This is a genomic window from Sphingomonas sp. OK281 (genome assembly GCF_900115295.1).
In the GTDB taxonomy this organism is placed as follows: Bacteria; Pseudomonadota; Alphaproteobacteria; order Sphingomonadales; family Sphingomonadaceae; genus Sphingomonas.
In genome coordinates this window covers 129,108-145,706 of sequence record NZ_FOVZ01000005.1, presented here as the reverse complement: position 1 = coordinate 145,706, position 16,599 = coordinate 129,108, and the positions used below count along the sequence as shown (strand labels likewise).

General features: G+C 64.4%; 15 protein-coding genes. 8 read left to right on the top strand and 7 right to left on the bottom strand.

Translation table 11 applies throughout. The features are described 5' to 3' along the window. Complete coding sequence (locus tag BM244_RS17345; RefSeq protein WP_254784526.1) at nt 1-1,149, bottom strand: efflux RND transporter periplasmic adaptor subunit; 1,149 nt, start codon at nt 1,147-1,149, stop codon at nt 1-3. Nucleotides 1,150-1,261: 112 nt separating this feature from the next. On the opposite strand from BM244_RS17345, the gene BM244_RS17340 reads away from it, so the two are divergent. The 5 genes from BM244_RS17340 (at nt 1,262) to BM244_RS17320 (ending at nt 6,446) form a co-directional block, all read left to right on the top strand. Then, the gene (locus BM244_RS17340) at nt 1,262-1,807 is read left to right on the top strand and encodes a TetR/AcrR family transcriptional regulator (protein ID WP_093400181.1); all 546 of its coding nucleotides are present in this window, start codon (nt 1,262-1,264) and stop codon (nt 1,805-1,807) included. A 516-nt stretch (nt 1,808-2,323) separates the two neighbouring features. Then, nucleotides 2,324-2,569, top strand: a complete 246-nt coding sequence (locus tag BM244_RS17335; RefSeq protein WP_093400180.1) for a hypothetical protein — start codon at nt 2,324-2,326, stop codon at nt 2,567-2,569. Between the two features lie 215 nt (nt 2,570-2,784). Further along, complete coding sequence (locus BM244_RS17330) at nt 2,785-2,976, top strand: hypothetical protein (RefSeq protein ID WP_093400179.1); 192 nt, start codon at nt 2,785-2,787, stop codon at nt 2,974-2,976. A 192-nt stretch (nt 2,977-3,168) separates the two neighbouring features. Continuing rightward, entirely contained in the window at nt 3,169-4,341 is a 1,173-nt protein-coding gene (locus BM244_RS17325; protein WP_254784525.1) for a beta-barrel domain-containing protein, read from the top strand. Further along, nucleotides 4,338-6,446, top strand: coding sequence for a peptidase domain-containing ABC transporter (locus BM244_RS17320; RefSeq protein WP_254784523.1), 2,109 nt, complete (start codon nt 4,338-4,340; stop codon nt 6,444-6,446). The genes BM244_RS17325 and BM244_RS17320 overlap by 4 nt, the downstream gene beginning before the upstream one ends. Before the next feature lie 175 nt (nt 6,447-6,621). On the opposite strand, the gene BM244_RS17315 is transcribed toward BM244_RS17320, so the two are convergent. From BM244_RS17315 to BM244_RS17300, 4 genes are all read right to left on the bottom strand, one after another. Beyond that, nucleotides 6,622-8,097, bottom strand: coding sequence for a carbohydrate porin (locus BM244_RS17315; protein ID WP_093400178.1), 1,476 nt, complete (start codon nt 8,095-8,097; stop codon nt 6,622-6,624). Between the two features lie 97 nt (nt 8,098-8,194). After that, the gene (dctA, locus tag BM244_RS17310) at nt 8,195-9,511 is read right to left on the bottom strand and encodes a C4-dicarboxylate transporter DctA (protein ID WP_093400177.1); all 1,317 of its coding nucleotides are present in this window, start codon (nt 9,509-9,511) and stop codon (nt 8,195-8,197) included. A gap of 32 nt (nt 9,512-9,543) precedes the next feature. Then, a complete protein-coding gene (locus tag BM244_RS17305) occupies nt 9,544-10,608 on the bottom strand; it encodes a 4-oxalomesaconate tautomerase (RefSeq protein WP_093400176.1) in 1,065 nt (354 codons plus the stop codon). Then, nucleotides 10,601-11,272: a 4-carboxy-4-hydroxy-2-oxoadipate aldolase/oxaloacetate decarboxylase gene (locus tag BM244_RS17300; protein WP_093400175.1), complete on the bottom strand. Its 672-nt coding sequence runs from the start codon at nt 11,270-11,272 to the stop codon at nt 10,601-10,603. The genes BM244_RS17305 and BM244_RS17300 overlap by 8 nt, the downstream gene beginning before the upstream one ends. 104 nt (nt 11,273-11,376) lie before the next feature. Here BM244_RS17300 and BM244_RS17295 point away from each other — a divergent pair, with 104 nt between their 5' ends. The 3 genes from BM244_RS17295 to BM244_RS17285 all read left to right on the top strand — a co-directional run bounded on the left by BM244_RS17295 (nt 11,377) and on the right by BM244_RS17285 (nt 14,617). After that, nucleotides 11,377-12,627: a LysR substrate-binding domain-containing protein gene (locus tag BM244_RS17295; RefSeq protein WP_093400174.1), complete on the top strand. Its 1,251-nt coding sequence runs from the start codon at nt 11,377-11,379 to the stop codon at nt 12,625-12,627. 80 nt (nt 12,628-12,707) lie between these two features. Beyond that, nucleotides 12,708-13,730, top strand: a complete 1,023-nt coding sequence (locus BM244_RS17290; RefSeq protein WP_093400173.1) for an amidohydrolase family protein — start codon at nt 12,708-12,710, stop codon at nt 13,728-13,730. Beyond that, on the top strand, nt 13,730-14,617 hold the full coding sequence (locus BM244_RS17285; protein WP_093400172.1) for an amidohydrolase family protein: 888 nt from the start codon (nt 13,730-13,732) through the stop codon (nt 14,615-14,617). The genes BM244_RS17290 and BM244_RS17285 overlap by 1 nt, the downstream gene beginning before the upstream one ends. On the opposite strand, the gene BM244_RS17280 is transcribed toward BM244_RS17285, so the two are convergent. Further along, nucleotides 14,605-15,339: a hypothetical protein gene (locus BM244_RS17280; protein WP_217649153.1), complete on the bottom strand. Its 735-nt coding sequence runs from the start codon at nt 15,337-15,339 to the stop codon at nt 14,605-14,607. The two genes, BM244_RS17285 and BM244_RS17280, sit on opposite strands and share 13 nt — an antisense overlap. A 329-nt stretch (nt 15,340-15,668) precedes the next feature. Continuing rightward, nucleotides 15,669-16,595: a metallophosphoesterase family protein gene (locus BM244_RS17275; protein WP_093400171.1), complete on the bottom strand. Its 927-nt coding sequence runs from the start codon at nt 16,593-16,595 to the stop codon at nt 15,669-15,671. Nucleotides 16,596-16,599: the final 4 nt, after the last annotated feature.

The following is a 16,599-nucleotide window of genomic DNA, read 5'->3' as shown; positions in this document are numbered from 1 at the left end:
TCAGCGCCCCGCCTGGGTTGTGGCGACAGGCTTGAGCTGTGCCTTCTGCCCGGGGCGGACCTTCGCCCATCCCTCGACGATGACGCGCTCGCCGGGCTTGACGCCCGAACGGACGATCCAGCGGCTGCCGACCATCTCGCCCAGCGTTACCGGCCGATTGACCACCGTACCGTCCTTGCCGAGGATCGAGACGCTGGCCTGTTCGCCCTTCAACTGCACCGCGCGCGCGGGAAGCATCAGACCGTTGGGAATCGTCCCCGCCTCGATCCGCCCGCGGACGAACTGGCCCGGCTTGAGCAGGTTCTGCGGATTGGCGAAGCGCGCGCGGACCAGCTGGCTGCCGGTCTCGGTATCGACCGAGGCGGCGGTGAAGTCGAGCCGACCGACCAGCCCGTAGTCCTGGCCGTTTTCGAGCACCAGCTTCACCGTCACGCTCGCCTGCGACCCGACGCTGAGATCGCCCGCCCGGATCTGTCGCGTACCGTCGAGGATTGCCGCGCTCGACGCGGTAAAGACTGCATAGACCGGCGCCATCTGGTCGACCCGCGTCATCAGCGTCGCCTGCGATCCGCTGACGAGTGCGCCTTCGGTGACTTCGGCACGACCGACGCGGCCGGCGATCGGCGCGCGGATCGTCGTGAAACTCAGTTGCAGGCGCGCACGGGCAAGCGCGGCGCGCGCTTCGGCGACCTGGCCCTCCGCCTCCGTAAGATCTGCGCGCGCCTTGTCGTATTCCTGTCCGCTGACCGCGCGCTCGGTCACGAGCGGCGTGTAGCGGCGCACGACCGAGGCCGCATTTCCGCGCGTCGCCTGCGCGCGCAGCAAGGTCGCCTGCGCGGACTGGACCTGCGCCTGATAATCGCGCGGGTCGATCTGGAACAGCGGCGCGCCGGCGGCCACGTCGGTTCCCTCCTCGTACACCCGGCGCTGGACGATCCCGTCGGTCCGCGCGCGCACTTCTGCGGTACGGACGGCCTGGATGCGCCCGGGGAGTTCGACGATGTTGGGAACGCGCTCGGTCTTCAACACCACGACCTCAACGACGGGCGGTGGCGGCGCCTTCGGCTGCTCGGATTTTTCCCCGCATCCGGATACCAGCGGCACGAGGCTCAACAGCACCGGAACGGCATAATTACGACGACGGCCCACGCATAATCTCCTGAATTCGTGGCGCTTTGCGTGACGACCACGGCGGCGCATTAGCTCAACATTAATAAGCGGACAAGTTGTGTCCGTTTAATTCTCGTGGCAGGGGTGATGAATGCGGACCGACGCCCGATTACATCGCGAGGAACTGATCGGAGCGGCGGCCCGTATCTTCACGCTCCACGGGTATAATGCACCGCTCGAACAGGTGCTCGAAGAGACCGGGCTGGGACGCGGCACGCTGTATCGCCATTTCCCCAACCGCAGCGCGCTGGTCGCGGCCGTCTTTCGCCATCAGCTCGACCGTCTCGCCGAGTTCGTGACTGAACATCGCCGCGCGCCGGTCCTGTTGCACCACCTTCTGACGCAGCACGCGGCCTCGAGCCAGGGCGTGGTCGGGGCCGTGCAGATGATGGCCGAAACGGGCGATCTCGAATTGCTGGCGCCGTTGAAAATGGAGGCTGCCATCATCTACGAGCAGGTGGCGGCGAACGCCCGGGCTTTTGGCCTCGTGCGTTCCGATTTCAATGCGGCAGATCTGCGCCTCGTCATGCGCATGGTCACCGCCGCGGCGAACAAGGACATCACAGAGGACGGCTTCGACGACAACGGGACCGAGAGCGCGCTGGACATCATTATGCGCGGCCTGCGCCCCGACTGAGCAACGTTCGTGGCGCAAAGCTGAATCGAATCGTCCGTCATTGCGGTAACGTCTCGTCACTCTGCCAACGCTGTTTCCGGTCGCACTGCGCTTCTTTGCGAGCCTCGCGCCACATCGAAACCGCTGCACGAAGCATTACGAGGAGGGAGCCGAGGCAAATGAGGACCCCTGCGCCGTATCTGACCCACATGACGCTGGTCGAGCCATCCATCATAATTCCGATCCCGTAGCCGCAGGGTAGAGCGAAGCGACTGGGTGGCGCCTGACGTTCATGAGTATCTCCCTTGGTAGATCGACTTGGTCGTGGCGGCGGCGGCGGGAACAAGAGCACCTTCGCCTCGTAGGATGAATGCACACGGTGCGTGTAGGTTTGACTGAACATCGATGGATATTACGTCGAGACGCCCCCGCCCCGCCTGATTAGCGCGCAGCGCGCTGGCCTCGGGCATTCGCCCACCGAACATCCATGAATGCTCGACGATCGGCCCGTAGCTTGCGAGCGTCACAGGAGATCGTATGCGTAAATTCTATTTGATATTGGCGATGACCGTACCGCTCGCCGCGGGCGGTTGCGTCACCCGGACCGCGACCGATCTGGCCGCGCTGCCGTTCAAGGCGACCGGCAAGGTCGTCGACTGGAGCACGACAAGCTCAAGCGAAGCGGATCGCAACTATGCGCGCCGCGTCGCGTACGAACGCGCCCAGGATCGTCGCATGGCCGAGCGGCACTGCCGCGCTTTCCCGGAAGACTGCGCATACTGAACGCGACCGGTTCGTCGGCGATCTTCATCGATGGTCCACCAAACGCGCAACAAATTTCCACGCGGTGCTGCGATCTGCCTGCCAGGCGCAGGATCGGGCGACTTTAACCGCCGGCCGCGTCACGATCTTAGGGTTTTCGGATCCTTGGCAAAAGCAAGAAGAGCGGCCTTCCCCCGGGTACGTTCTCCAATTTCCCCCAACCAAAGGACAGTACAATGACCAACATCACCGAAATCAACAACGACATGCTCGATCTCGTCAACGGCGGCGGTTCGGTCACCTTCTCCGCGGCGGCCGACGGCACGCTGACGACCGACTATTCGTTCGGCGGCAAGTCGGGCAGCTATTCGTTCAAGGTTCCTGCCGAAGTCGTGCAGCGCACCGGTTCGATCACGTTCGGCAAGTAAGCCACGCGATACGACCGGCCGGCGCCGGTCGTATCGTCCAGGGCCCCGGCAGCCATAATCGGCTGCCGGGGCTTTGCCTGCGTGCCGACCGACGCCGCGACCCGACCGAACTCCCTTACCGATCCCTTCCGAAAGCAAGTTGTGTTCAGGACAGAAGCGTCGCCGCATAGGGCGGACCGACTCTACGGCACCGTGGCGATATTCGTCCCCGTCGCATGGCAGGGGATCGGCTATCTGATGACCGCCAGCGTGCTCGTCGCACTCGTTTTCCTCGCGTTTGCGCCCTATTCGCGCAGCGAGACCGTCAGCGGCGAGATCATGCCCGCCTCGGGTGTCTCGCTGATCGTCCCGACCCGCGCGGGCGTGCTCGCCGACGTCGCGGTCGCCGATGGCCAGCATGTTGCGGCGGGCACGACGCTCGCCATCGTCCGCGCCGAGGAGGACGCCGTCAGCGGCCGGTCCACCGCGGCCCGGATCGAGGCGGCGATCGGCCAGCAGGACAGCAGCCTCGCCGCGCAATCCGCCGCAACCACAGCCGCCGCCGGGGCCCAGCTCGAACAGCTCGCGGCGCAGCGCACCGGGCTCGTCGCCGAAGTATCGCAGCTCGGATCGCAGATCGACCTCCAGAAGGATCTGGTCGACTCCGCCCGCCGCGACCTCGACCGCGCGCGCGCCATCGCTGTCCGCGGCTTCATCAGCGGGCATGATCTACAAATTCGCGAAGAGGCGCTGGTATCGCGCAAACAGGGCTTGTCGCAACTCGTCCAGACCGCCGCGTCGAAACGCTCGGCGCTGGTCGAAGCACAGCGCACCGCCGCTCAAGTCGGCGCCCAGGCACGCGCGCAGAACGCCAACCTCGCCGCCACCCGCGCGCAGGTCGCGCAGGAAGCCGCCAGTACCAGCGGCGCCCGGTCCTATGCATTGCGCGCACCGATCGCCGGCCGCGTCACCGCGCTGACCGCTCGCCCCGGCCAGCCGGCGACACCGCAGACACCGCTGATGACGATCGTCCCCGACGGTGCGGACTTGCGCGCGATTCTGTCCGCGCCGACGTCGTCGATCGGTTTCCTCCAGCGCGGGCAGGCCGTGCATCTGGCGATCGACGCGTTTCCCTATCAGCGGTTCGGCACGGTCCGCGGACGCGTCCTCATGGTCGCCGGCAGCACGATCAACCGCACCGGCACGAACGGCACGGTCGTCCCGGTCTATCCGGTGACCGTTGCGCTCGATCGGACCGCGCTGTCCGCCTTCGGCAGGCAGGCACCGCTGGTATCGGGCATGACGCTGACCGCGCGCATCGTCATCGAACGGCAGACGTTGCTGCAATGGCTGTTCGCGCCCGTCTATGCGGTCCGGCAGCGGTGACCGGGACGATGAATCTCGACATGCTCACCCGCTCGCGCGTGACGCTCGTGCGGCAGACTGAAATCGCCGAATGCGGGCTTGCCTGCATCGCGATGATCGCTGGGTATCACGGGCGCGACATCGATCTCGGATCGATCCGCCGCCGTTTCGCCACGTCGACCCGCGGTGCGACACTCCGGTCGCTAATTGTGATCGCCGACCGGATCGGGCTGACCGCACGACCGGTCACACTACCGCTCGACCAACTCGGAAATCTCCAGCTGCCTGCGGTGCTGCACTGGAACATGAACCATTACGTCGTATTGGAGCGCGTCCGGCACGGTCGTGCGCTGATCCACGATCCCGATGGCCGTTCGACCTGGATGGCGATAGCCGAAGTCTCGGATCACTTTACCGGCGTCGCGCTGGAATTGCGGCCGAGCGACTATTTCGCGCCTGGCGAGCACCGCGAACGTCTGCGCCTCCGCCAGCTCTGGCAGAAGATGTCGGGGCTGAAACGCGCGCTGGCTCAGGTCATGGTGCTGAGCCTGCTACTCCAGGCGTTCGTCCTCGCCTCGCCCTATTACATGCAGATCGCGCTCGACACCGCGGTTCCCGGGCTCGACCATGACCTGCTGACGGTGCTGGCGCTCGGTTTCGGTCTGTTCACGCTGATCAATGCGAGCGCGACCCTTTTGCGCTCGTTCGTCCTGCTGACCGCGGGGGCGTCGCTCGGCTTCGGACTCGCGTCCAATCTCGCGCGGCGGCTGTTCCGCCTGCCGGTCGACTGGTTCGAGCGGCGGCAGGTCGGCGACATCCTATCGCGCTTCCAGTCGGTCGGCCCGATCCAGACGATGCTGACGCAGGATGCGATCGCCAGTGTCGTCGATGGTACGATGGCGCTGCTGACGCTCGCATTGATGTTCTTCTACAGCCCGTTGCTGGCGGCCGTCGCGGTCATTGCATTCATGCTCTATGCCGGGGTCCGACTGGTCTCGTTCTCGTTCGAGCGCTCGGGCCGCGAAGCCGCGATCGTCGCGCACGGTCGCGAACAGACGATGCTGATCGAGGCGTTGCGGGCGATGACGACGCTGCGACTGTTCGGCCGCGAGCAACAGCATCACACGCTGTGGCAGACCCGGCTGACAGACGCGGTCAACGCCGATGTCCGGGTCGGTCGGATCCAGGTGTGGCAGAACACCGCCAACGTCCTGATATTCGGGTTGGAAACGATCGTGTCCCTCTGGATCGCGGTTGGCATGGTGATGAACGGCGACGGGTTCAGCATCGGCATGGTCTTCGCCTATCTCGCGTACAAGACGCAGTTCCTGCAGAAGGCGATCTCGCTGGTTGACCAGGCGATCTCGCTGCGGATGCTCAACCTGCATCTCGAGCGCCTGTCGGACATCGCGCTGTCGCCGGAGGATCGCAGCTTTGGCGCCAACGCCGACATCGCGACGCCGCTGAAGGGCACGATCGACCTGCGTAACATCAGCTATCGCTACGCACCGAGCGAACCGCCGGTGCTCGACGGTCTCGATCTCAGCATCGCGTGCGGCGAGCATGTCGCGATCACCGGCCCGTCTGGTGGCGGCAAGTCGACGTTGGTGAAGCTGCTGCTGGGTCTGATCGATGCCGATCACGGCGAGATGCTGGTCGATGGCCTGCCGCTCGCGCGGTTCGGGTGCCGAAGCTATCAGTCGCAGATCGCGGCGGTGTTGCAGGACGACGTCCTGCTGGGCGGCAGCCTCGCCGACAACATCGCGCTGTTCGATGCGCCAGTCGACTTGGAGCGCGTGTTCGCAGCGGCGACCGCGGCATCGATCCATAACGACATCCTGCGCATGCCGATGGGATACGAGACGCTGGTCGGCGACATGGGTCAGGCCCTGTCAGGCGGCCAGAAGCAGCGCGTGCTACTCGCTCGTGCGCTATACCGCCAACCCCGGATACTGGTGATGGACGAGGGTACCGCGCATCTCGACATCGCGCACGAACGCGCGGTGAACGCCGCGATCGGCGCGATGGGTATCACGCGCATCATCATCGCCCACCGCCAGGAGACGATCGCCGCGGCCGACCGGGTGTTGACGCTGACGAGCGGTCGACTGAGCGCATGTGACTGACGATAAGCTGGCAAATCAACGCAATTGGCTGAGATCGCCATCGACGTTGGCAGCATGAAGGGTCGACCGAAACGAAAGGCGATGGTGTCTGACGGCCGCGCGAAGAAAAACGCCGCCGTCCAATGTGCACGCGTGGATCAGAAAAGTACGATCTTGTTCTCGCATCTGGCGATTGTCACAAACCGCCGAAAACCTGCGCAAGGCGTACATCCAAGCGCAACCCCAGAACGATCGCTGACGGAATGTCGGTTTTACGGGTTGGTGCGTAAATAGGATCGGGATTGATGACATATTGAATATTGGGCAATATCCTGACGCCAGGCATGGCCGCAAATCCATAATTGATCTCGCCGATGATCTCGTTCGACTTCGGCGAACCGGTCCCGCCGGCCTTCGTACGTAGATCGCGGAGATAATCGATCTGCTGATTGCTGAAATGCGTGTTGCTGACTAGGAAGCCTATCGTGTCGGCGTCACGGTGTTTGAGCGTGCCGGTCTTGACGAAACCGGCGGAGGCGAACCAGTCGAGCTGGGCGGCGTTGCCAACATTGTAGAAGATCCGCCCGAACAGCGCGAGGTTGCGCGTGCTCTTGCCGGCGGCGCGCTGTATCGTCTGGTCCGCCATCGCATACAGACCGACGCGGTCGCCACCTTGTGCAACTCGGGGAAGTCCTGACACCACGGACGAAACGCCGTTGCGGTCGTAATACGGGCTCTGGCCGCCGTCGGTGTTGATATAGACGCCGGCCTTGTAACGGCGCGGCAGCCGTTCGTCTGCGAACGTCGTCTGATAGCCCACTTCGTTGGCGATAAGCACGCCCGTGCCCTTGCCCAGCGAAAAGTCGAGGCCGCCCTTGCCCTTCAGGTTGAGGTCGTTGTCGTATTCGAACACGCCGGTCTGGACATACCACCGCTTGGCGATCGCGTACCGCACCTTGGCGGTCCACGACGAGTTGGGAAACGCGGTGATGCCGATGTCGCTGATCCCGCCATACGCCGTCAGGCAGCTTGTATTGCTCATGAAAACGCAATTGAACGGCGAATTGTTGAAGTAGCTGTTCACCGCCCCGCGCCCGACGAGGATGTTGAGCTTGCCGAAATCATGCTCGATGTTGAACTGGGTCAGCCGCGGGCCAGCTACCGGCCGCCAGGTCTGCTGGAAGCTGATCGAGTTGCCGATCGAATCGCGACCGAGGCTGTCGCCGCTGAACCAGGCGCCCTGAATATGGATTTTGGTATCGGACAGCCCGATCAGCTTTTCGAGATCGATGTCCGCCGCGGTCGAGACCCAATGCGATTCCGCATTGCCCTGACGAACACCGCCAACCGGGTTGGCGGCGACGTTACCGACGAAATCGAACACCAGGTCGACCCCTGCGGCCCTCAGCGCACGCAGTTCCTTGCCGATCGGATTGTCGCGTTGGAAACGCGCGATACCGGAGGACACAGCCTGGTCGGCGGGGCCCTGCCTAGTATTGGGGTAGAAGATTGGGGGATGTCGCCTGTCGGGAATGCTTCGCGCTACGCTGTCGTTCGTGTCCGCCGTCGGTACGGCCGCATCGGTGGGCGCAGTGACCGCCCGAGACGGTTGAGACTGGGACGGCTCGGATTGAGCCGCGGCGGTCAGCGCGATGGCGATAGCGATGGACATGACGGTCTCCTGCCGAGCCGCATGCGAACGCGGCCGGCTGTTATCGTAGGGCGGTGATTGTGGCGGCGATCACTCGTCGGTGATCGCCGCGTGGCCTTCAGGCGGCCACCGGGTACTTCGCGCGTAGCCGCGCATTTCCGATCATCGCTGCGAGCGTGCGTTCGTCGAGCTTGCCCTCCCACTTCGCGATCACGATGGTGGCGAGTGCATTGCCGACAAGGTTCACGAACGTCAGCCCCTCGGCGAGGATGCGGTGGATGCCAAGGATCAGCGCGATGCTGGCGACCGGGATCGTGCCCGTCGTGTTGAGCGTCGCCGCGAGCACCACGAACGCCGCGCCGGCAACACCCGCCGCACCCTTGGACGTCAGCAACAGAACAGCGATCAACCCGAGTTCGTGCCAAAGTGTGAGGTGCGTGTTCGTCGCCTGCGCCAGGAACACTGCGACGGTCGTCAGGTACAGGCAGGTGCCGTCGAGGTTGAACGAATAGCCCGCCGGGATGACGAAGCCGACGACGCTCTCCTCGCAACCGACCTTGCGCATCTTCTGGATGAGACGCGGCAGCACGGTTTCGGTCGAGGTGGTGGCGGCGACGATGACGATCTCGTCCCACAGATAGCCGAGCAGGCGCCACAGGCTGACCCCGCACCAATGCGCGATCCCGCCCAGCACGATCGCGGTAAACAGCCCGCAGACGACGAAGAACTCGATGATCAGTTCACCGAGCGACCAGAGCGATGCCGTGCCGAACTGGCCGACCGTGAAGGCTATCGCACCAAAGGCCCCGAGCGGCGCGAAATACATGATGTAGCCGATGATCCGGAAGAACCCTTGCGAGGCGCTGTCGATCAGCGTGTAGACCGGCTTGCCGCGCTCGCCGATCGCCGCGATCGCGATGCCGAACAGCACGGAAACGAACAGCACCTGCAGGACATGGCCTTCGGTCAGCGCGCTGGCGAAGGTGTCTGGGATGATGCCCATGAAATAGCCGGTGATCGTCTGGTCGTGCGCGGTCGCGACATAGGTCTTGATCGAGGCGGTATCGATCGCCGCGACGTCGATGTTCATACCCGCGCCCGGTTGCCACAGATCGACCATCACCAAGCCGAAGATCAGCGCCAGGATCGTCACCGCCTCGAAATACAGGATCGATTTCAGTGCGACGCGCCCGACGCTTTTCATGTCGTTCATGCCGGCGATGCCGTGGACGACGGTGACGAAGATCACCGGTCCGATCATCATTCGGATGAGCTTGATGAAGGCGTCACCGAACGGCTTCATCGCCACGCCGGTCGCAGGCGCGAAATGGCCGAGCAGGATGCCGAGCACCGTTCCCGCCAGCACCTGGAACCAGAGCTGGCCGACCAAGCCGAAGCGGCCTGCTTTCCTGGTAGTCTCTCCTAGGTCCGTCATCGTTTTTCTTTCGTTGTGACGTGCCGGCGTTCTCAGCCGAATAGATTTCCGTCGAACAGCTTTCGCGCGGTCCGAAGCATGGCCGCACCGACGACGTTGCCGTTCTCGTCCAGATCGATCACGCAGCCGGTCGCACCGCTGGGATGCTCGACGTCGAGCGATTTCGATTGCCCGTCCGGCACGACCGCGACGCCATGCGCAGGCGATCCGTCGATCAGACAGGCGGTAGCGACGCTGACCGCGCCCAGCACGCCGATCGAGGCGTGGCAGCGATGCGGAATGAACGAACGCACGCTGATCGCGCCGCCATTACGGGGCGCGGCGACCAGCATCAGTTTGGGCACCGATTGATCAGTTACGTCGCCCAGGTTCATCAACGGACCGGCCTTGAGCCGGATCGCCTCGATCCTGGCCTTCAACGTCTCGTCAGCATCGAGCGTTGCACGGTCCTCGTAGCCGGTGATGCCGACATCGGCCGCGCGCAGCACGACGCAGGGCATGCCATTGTCGATCAGCGTCACGTTGACGCCATCGACGACATCGGCTGCGTTGCCCGTCGGCAGCAACGCCCCGCAGCTCGAGCCGGCGATATCGGCGAAGGCGAGCGGGACAGGTGCGGCCGTGCCGGGAACCCCGTCGATCCGCGCATCGCCGTCGTAGGTGACGCCGCCGCCTGGGGTCTGCACCGTCGCAGTTGCGAGGTTGCCGGTGTTGACCATGAAGATCGAAACCTTCGTCTTTGCGTCCCCTGCCTCGACCAGACCGCGTTCGATCGCGAACGGCCCGACCCCGGCCAGCATGTTCCCGCAATTCTGCGCGTCGCTGACGATCGCCTGGTCGACGAACACCTGGAGGAACAGATAGTCGACATCGGCGCCGACTTCGGTCGAGCGCGACACGATCGCGACCTTCGACGTCAGCGGATCGGCGCCGCCCATCCCGTCGATCTGGCGCGGATCGGGCGAACCGAACGCGCGCAGCAGGAACGCGTCGCGCGCAGCCGGATCGGCGGGGAGGTCGGCGGCGAGGAAGAACCCGCCCTTTGATGTGCCACCACGCATCCACATCGCGCGGATGGCGTTCGGGTGCTCAGACATATTTCAGCCCCTTGGCGGCAAGCCGCTCGCGCATCGCATAGATGTCGAGCCCGAGTTCGCCGCTGGCCATCCGATCGCGCTTTTCCGTCTCGCGCGCCTCGCGTGCCTGCGCCTCCGCAAGCACCGCTGCCGCATCTTTGCGGCGCACGACGCAGACGCCGTCGTCGTCGGCCACGATCACGTCGCCCGGCTCGATCCGTTCGCCCGCACACACCAAGGTCACATTGACCGAACCCAGCGTCTCCTTGACGGTGCCCTGCGCGAAGATCGCCTTCGACCAGACCGGAAAACGCATTTCGGTGAGATCGCGGACGTCGCGAACGCCGGCGTCGATGATGAGCCCGCGGCAGCCCCGCGATATCGCCGACGTGGCGAGCAGGTCGCCGAAATAACCGTCGTCACAGGGCGATGTCGGCGCGACCACGAGGATGTCGCCATCCTTCACTTGTTCAATGGCGACGTGCATCATCCAGTTGTCGCCTGGCGGAACCGAGACGGTGACCGCAGACCCGGCGATCCGCGCGCCTGCATAGATCGGACGAAGGCGGCTGCCGAGCAGGCCGATCCGGCCCTGTGCCTCGTGCACCGTGGCGACGCCGACCTTGGCGAGGCCGTCGATGACCGACGGTTCAGCACGTTCGATATGAGTGACGACGCTGGGCATCTCTGATCCTCGATCCTTTTTTCGTTACCCTCCCTAGGAACCGACGACGGTCCAAACGCAAAACGGATTTGCGCACAAGGCATAAGCTGTGCTGAGGTCTGAGCATGCCAAGTCTTCGCGACCTCAACCTGCGCCATCTCGATGCGGTCGCCACCGCGGCACGCCTGGGAAGCATCAGCGCGGCCTCGCAAGCGATGAACCTGTCGCAGCCTGCGCTCACCCAGGCCGTTGCCAAGGTCGAGACGGTGCTTGGGCACAGGCTGCTGGACCGGCAACCCGGAGGCGTGGTCGTGACCGAGGCCGGACGCCTGATGACCGGCCGGATTGAGCATGCGCTGGCGTATGTCGCGCAAGGCGGGCGGAGCGTGCGGCGCGGGGCGCGCCTGCCGCCCTTGCCCAACGTCGAACGGCGGATCACGCTGGGCCAATTGCTCGCGCTGATGGCGGTCGACCACGCAGGCAGCTTCGCGCTGGCCGCCAGGCATACCGGATTATCGGAGCCCGCCGTTCACCGCGCGGCGCGCGATCTCGAACAGTTGCTCGAAGTGGCTCTGCTGGCCCGGCAGGGACGAACCGTCCAGCCGACCGCGGCGGCGATACGGCTGCTGAGATTTGCTCGACTGGCACACGCGGAACTGGAGTCGGGCTTCGACGAACTCGCGGCGCTGCATTCGGAAGGCGCAGGGCGGATAACGGTCGGCGTCATGCCCCTGGCGCGCGCGATCCTGCTCCCGCAGGCGCTCGCACGCTTTGCTCGCCTCTACCCGGTGGCCTCCGTCGATGTCGTCGAAGGACCCTATATCGAGGTGCTCTCGGCGCTGCGCGAAGGCGCCATCGACGTGGTTGTCGGGGCGATGCGCGATCCGCTGCCCGTGGCCGACGTCGTGCAGGAACCCCTGTTCGACGACGACCCCGTCATCGTGGGACGCAAGGGCCACCCCCTGCTGGGCGAACCGGGCTTCGTTTTCCAACGTCTATTGGATTTTCCTTGGGTTATCGCTGCACCGGGCGCTCCCGTACGGCGCCGGTGGGAACAGATGTTCCAGGAACAGGCGCTCGAACCGCCACGCCCGCGGATCGAGTGCGGGTCGGTGATGGTGGTGCGCGGGCTGATGCTCGAGGACGACTGGCTGACGCTCATGTCACGCGATCAGTTCCTGCTCGAGGACCGCGCCGGACTGCTAAGCGAGATCGCCGGAGCCGGCTCGTCGTTGCGCCGGCAGATCGGGATGACGACCCGCCAGGATTGGCGACCGACCCAACTTCAGCATGAGTTCCTGAGCATCTTCCGATCCACCTGCGCCGAATGGACTTCAGGAAAAGCAATGGACGGACAGCCGTTTCGATACGCCTGACAGGCTTGGCGCGCTTAGATACCCCGCATCACGTCGCCGACAAGGCGGACGCCAACCCTCGCCATCCTGGGAACGCAGCCATGATCATCGACTGCCACGGCCACTACACAACCGCTCCCGCCCGCCACAATGCGTGGCGCGACGCGCAGGTCGCGGCGATCGGTACGGGCGGCGACATAGACCCGGCCTACCCCGCCATATCCGACGACGAGATCCGCGAGACGATCGAGGCGAACCAGCTGCGCCTGCTGCGCGAACGCGGGGCGGACATGACGATCTTCTCACCGCGCGCCTCGGCGATGGCGCCGCATGTCGGGAGCGAGGCGGTCGCGCACATCTGGGCCCGGCGCTCGAACGACCTGATCAAGCGGGTCATCGACCTGTACCCCGAAACCTTCGCCGGCGTATGCCAGTTGCCGCAATCCCCCGGCATCTCGATCGCACATTCGATCGACGAGCTCGAGCGGTGCGTAACAGACCTCGGTTTCATCGGTTGCAACCTCAACCCCGACCCGTCGGGCGGCAAGTTCGATTCCCCGCCGCTGACCGATCGCGCATGGTATCCGTTCTTCGAGAAGATGGTCGAGCTCGACGTTCCTGCGATGGTCCACGTCTCGGGCAGCTGCAACCCGGCGATGCATGCGACCGGCGCGTACTACATCGCCGCCGATACGATCGCCTTCATGCAGTTCCTCGAAGGTGACCTCTTCCGGGATTTCCCGGACCTGCGCTTCATCATTCCCCATGGCGGCGGCGCGGTGCCCTATCACTGGGGACGCTATCGCGGGCTTGCCGACATGCTGAAGCGCCCGCCCCTTGCCGAGCACGTCATGAAGAACGTGTTCTTCGATACCTGCGTCTATCACCAGCCGGGCATCGATCTCCTGTTCAAGGTGATCGACGTCGACAACATCCTGTTCGGGTCCGAGATGGTCGGCGCGGTGCGCGGCATCGATCCCGAGACCGGCCAGTATTTCGACGATACCAAGCGCTATGTCGACGCGCTGGACATCTCCGACGCCGACAAACGCAAGGTATTCGAGGGCAATGCCCGCCGCGTCTACCCACGCCTCGACGCGCAGCTCGCCGCACGGGGGCTGTGATGCCTGAGTTCACGATGGATCCCGCCTGGATCTGCTACCACCCCGCCCCGAGCAAGCCCGCCTTTACCGTGCCTGCAGGGGCGGTCGATGCGCATTGCCACGTGTTCGGGCCAGGTGATGTGTTCCCCTACGCGCCGGAACGGAAATACACGCCGTGCGATGCCGGCAAGGACGCGCTGTTCGCGCTACGAGACCATCTCGGCTTCGCCCGCAACGTCATCGTCCAGGCGACCTGTCACGGGGCGGACAACCGCGCGCTGGTCGATGCGCTACGGACCGCCGGCGACCGCGCTCGCGGCGTCGCGACCGTACGCGATACGGTGAGCGATGCGGAACTGTTCGACCTTCACGCGGCCGGCGTGCGCGGCGTACGGTTCAATTTCGTCCGTCGTCTCGTCGATCCGAAGCCCGACGCGTATTACCGCGCGATCATCGACCGGATCGCTTCGCTCGGCTGGCACGTCGTGATCTATTTCGAAGCCGCGGATCTCGAAGAGCGCTGGGACTTCTTCACGTCGTTGCCGACGATCGTCGTCGTCGATCACATGGGGCGCCCGGACGTGACGCAACCCGTCGACGGCCCCGAGTTCGGGCGATTTATTCGCCTGATGGACAAGCATGAGAATGTCTGGACCAAGGTGAGTTGCCCCGAACGCCTGTCGAAGGTCGGTCCGCCTGGCTATGACGACGTCGTGCCCTTCGCGCGGACGCTGGTCGAGCGCTTCCCCGATCGCGTCCTGTGGGGCACCGACTGGCCGCACCCCAACATGACCACGCACGCCCCTGACGATGGTGCACTGGTGGACGTCATACCGCGCATCGCGACGACCCCCGCGCTCCAACACAAGCTGTTGATCGACAATCCGATGCGACTCTACTGGGCATAGCCTGATAGTAGGATTGGGTCAGCCTGATGATGCAGGTCCGCATGGGACGTTTCCAGACCTCCAATATGCGCATCACCCGATCCTCCCGCGCCCATCCCGCCGCCACCACCACCACCAGTTTTCGCGCCTTCGTTTCTTCCGCCAGCGTTTTTAGCCCCTCCTCCCGATGACGCCGGCCGTGTCGGGCCCTGCATTGGTATCCTGAGGTCTTCGGGTATGGGATCGAGGTCGAGGGCCTCGCGAACGAAGTTGCGGAGCGACACGACGAGATCATGCGTGTGCACCGGATGCCCGGCGACCAGTTCCCGAACTGCCTTGTCGGCGAGCCTGACATGCTCTTCGGTACCAAGAAGAATGATGTCGGAAAGCGCGGCTTCCACGGCGTCCCGGATCCTTCGCGTCCGGTCGGACTTCGAAGCGGTCTCGGCGCTGAGGTCGAGTTGGGCCATCGGCTCGGCAGGTGCGTGGAGTTCGGAGCTTCTGAGGTCTCGTTTGTGGGCCGGATCGACGGTGAGGTCGCCTGTGAACGATCCACCCAAGACCTTGTAGGCCGCGATCAAGGTGCGCAGACGCTCGTTGATCTGCCGATTCATTCGCTCGCGGCGCTGCTGGAACGTCATTTGCGTCAGCAGGCGAATACCGACACCGAGCAGCGTGACCAAGGCAAGGCCAAACAGCGTCGCCAGAAGGCTCTGCCAGGAGGTGAAGTCCAGGTTGCGCAAAAATTGGATCCTTCTCCACGCCCATGGCGACCGGGCAATGTATAAACTCTCGAGTGCTCAAGCTCTTGGGTCCCGATACCACATATCGTCAGACCGTCTCACCGTGACCCGAAACGGACAGCCGGCAGCCGCTGCTCGTAGACGGAGGACATACGATGGTAAACGACAGCGCAAAATCACTGTGCATTTCCCACAGGCTCGGTCGCACCCTCAGGCAGTTGTGAAAACCTCTGCGCATCGTCGCGGTCACGCGGCTCGAAGATTTCGGGCCGGTGCACGGGCGGAGAGGTACGGTTTGGACAGCCCATACAGCCCTTCACGCGGTGTGCTCAGATTGGCACGTTCCGCTGATCGACGCTGGTAAAGCCATAGGTCCTGTACCGGCTCTCCACCGTGCGCCCTGAAATCGTAATGTCGGTGTAGCCCTCGGGCGTGCCGAGGAACGATCCGTGCCAGTCGGCACCGGCGACGGCGCCGGTCGTGATGAACGATATCCCATTGAGCTCGATCCGCTCGTAGACGTGGCTGTGCGCCTGAAGCACCGCCAGCACATCATAGTCGCGCAGGATGCGCAGCACCTCCCGACCGTTGACGACGAAGGTCCAGTTGTGGGGGGTATCGAGCCAGGATTCGGGCTCGTAACACCGCATCGCGGTGACGAGCGGGATGTGTGTCACCACGACGATCCGCATACCCTTGGGCCGGGCAGCCAGATCGGCGCGCAGCCATCCCAGTTGGTCAGCGTCGACGCGGCCTTCGTAATTCCGGTCCGCGGTCATGCCGATCGAATCCAGCACGACGAAATGTACGCCCTTGTGATCGAAGGCGTAATAGCGCGGTCCGAAACGATCGATGTAGAATTGCTTGCCGTAATCGGGGGCGGATGGATCGATGCCGCTCTTGGGGAACACGCCGAGACAGTCGTGATTGCCGATGACGTGATGGATCGGTTTGCGCAGATGTGCGCGTTCGATGCGCTGATAGAGATCCATCAGCAGCGTCGCGCGCGCCCGCCCCGTTTCGAGCGCATCCTCGACATGATCGCCGCCCTGGATCACGAAATCGACCGGCGATGCGGAGATCTGTTCGAAGCACTGCGCGCAGGCACGATCCGCGCCCAGTTCCGGCCGGATGTGGCAATCGCCCACGAACGCGAAGCTGAAGCTGTCGCGGGCGGGCTTGAGTCCCCCGGCGCGCGCTGCCAACGGGACAAGCGGCGCGCCGAGCGCGAGCTTCAGGATATTGCGGCGTTCCATGAGG

What these genes read in the sequence shown, in the direction of transcription:
- BM244_RS17290 (WP_093400173.1), top strand. Translation starts at nt 12,708, where the DNA reads ATGATCATCGACTGCCACGGCCACTACACAACCGCTCCCGCCCGCCAC.
- dctA (WP_093400177.1), bottom strand. Translation starts at nt 9,511, where the DNA reads ATGACGGACCTAGGAGAGACTACCAGGAAAGCAGGCCGCTTCGGCTTG.
- BM244_RS17305 (WP_093400176.1), bottom strand. Translation starts at nt 10,608, where the DNA reads ATGTCTGAGCACCCGAACGCCATCCGCGCGATGTGGATGCGTGGTGGC.
- BM244_RS17330 (WP_093400179.1), top strand. Translation starts at nt 2,785, where the DNA reads ATGACCAACATCACCGAAATCAACAACGACATGCTCGATCTCGTCAAC.
- BM244_RS17300 (WP_093400175.1), bottom strand. Translation starts at nt 11,272, where the DNA reads ATGCCCAGCGTCGTCACTCATATCGAACGTGCTGAACCGTCGGTCATC.
- BM244_RS17315 (WP_093400178.1), bottom strand. Translation starts at nt 8,097, where the DNA reads ATGTCCATCGCTATCGCCATCGCGCTGACCGCCGCGGCTCAATCCGAG.
- BM244_RS17295 (WP_093400174.1), top strand. Translation starts at nt 11,377, where the DNA reads ATGCCAAGTCTTCGCGACCTCAACCTGCGCCATCTCGATGCGGTCGCC.
- BM244_RS17285 (WP_093400172.1), top strand. Translation starts at nt 13,730, where the DNA reads ATGCCTGAGTTCACGATGGATCCCGCCTGGATCTGCTACCACCCCGCC.
- BM244_RS17335 (WP_093400180.1), top strand. Translation starts at nt 2,324, where the DNA reads ATGCGTAAATTCTATTTGATATTGGCGATGACCGTACCGCTCGCCGCG.
- BM244_RS17275 (WP_093400171.1), bottom strand. Translation starts at nt 16,595, where the DNA reads ATGGAACGCCGCAATATCCTGAAGCTCGCGCTCGGCGCGCCGCTTGTC.
- BM244_RS17340 (WP_093400181.1), top strand. Translation starts at nt 1,262, where the DNA reads ATGCGGACCGACGCCCGATTACATCGCGAGGAACTGATCGGAGCGGCG.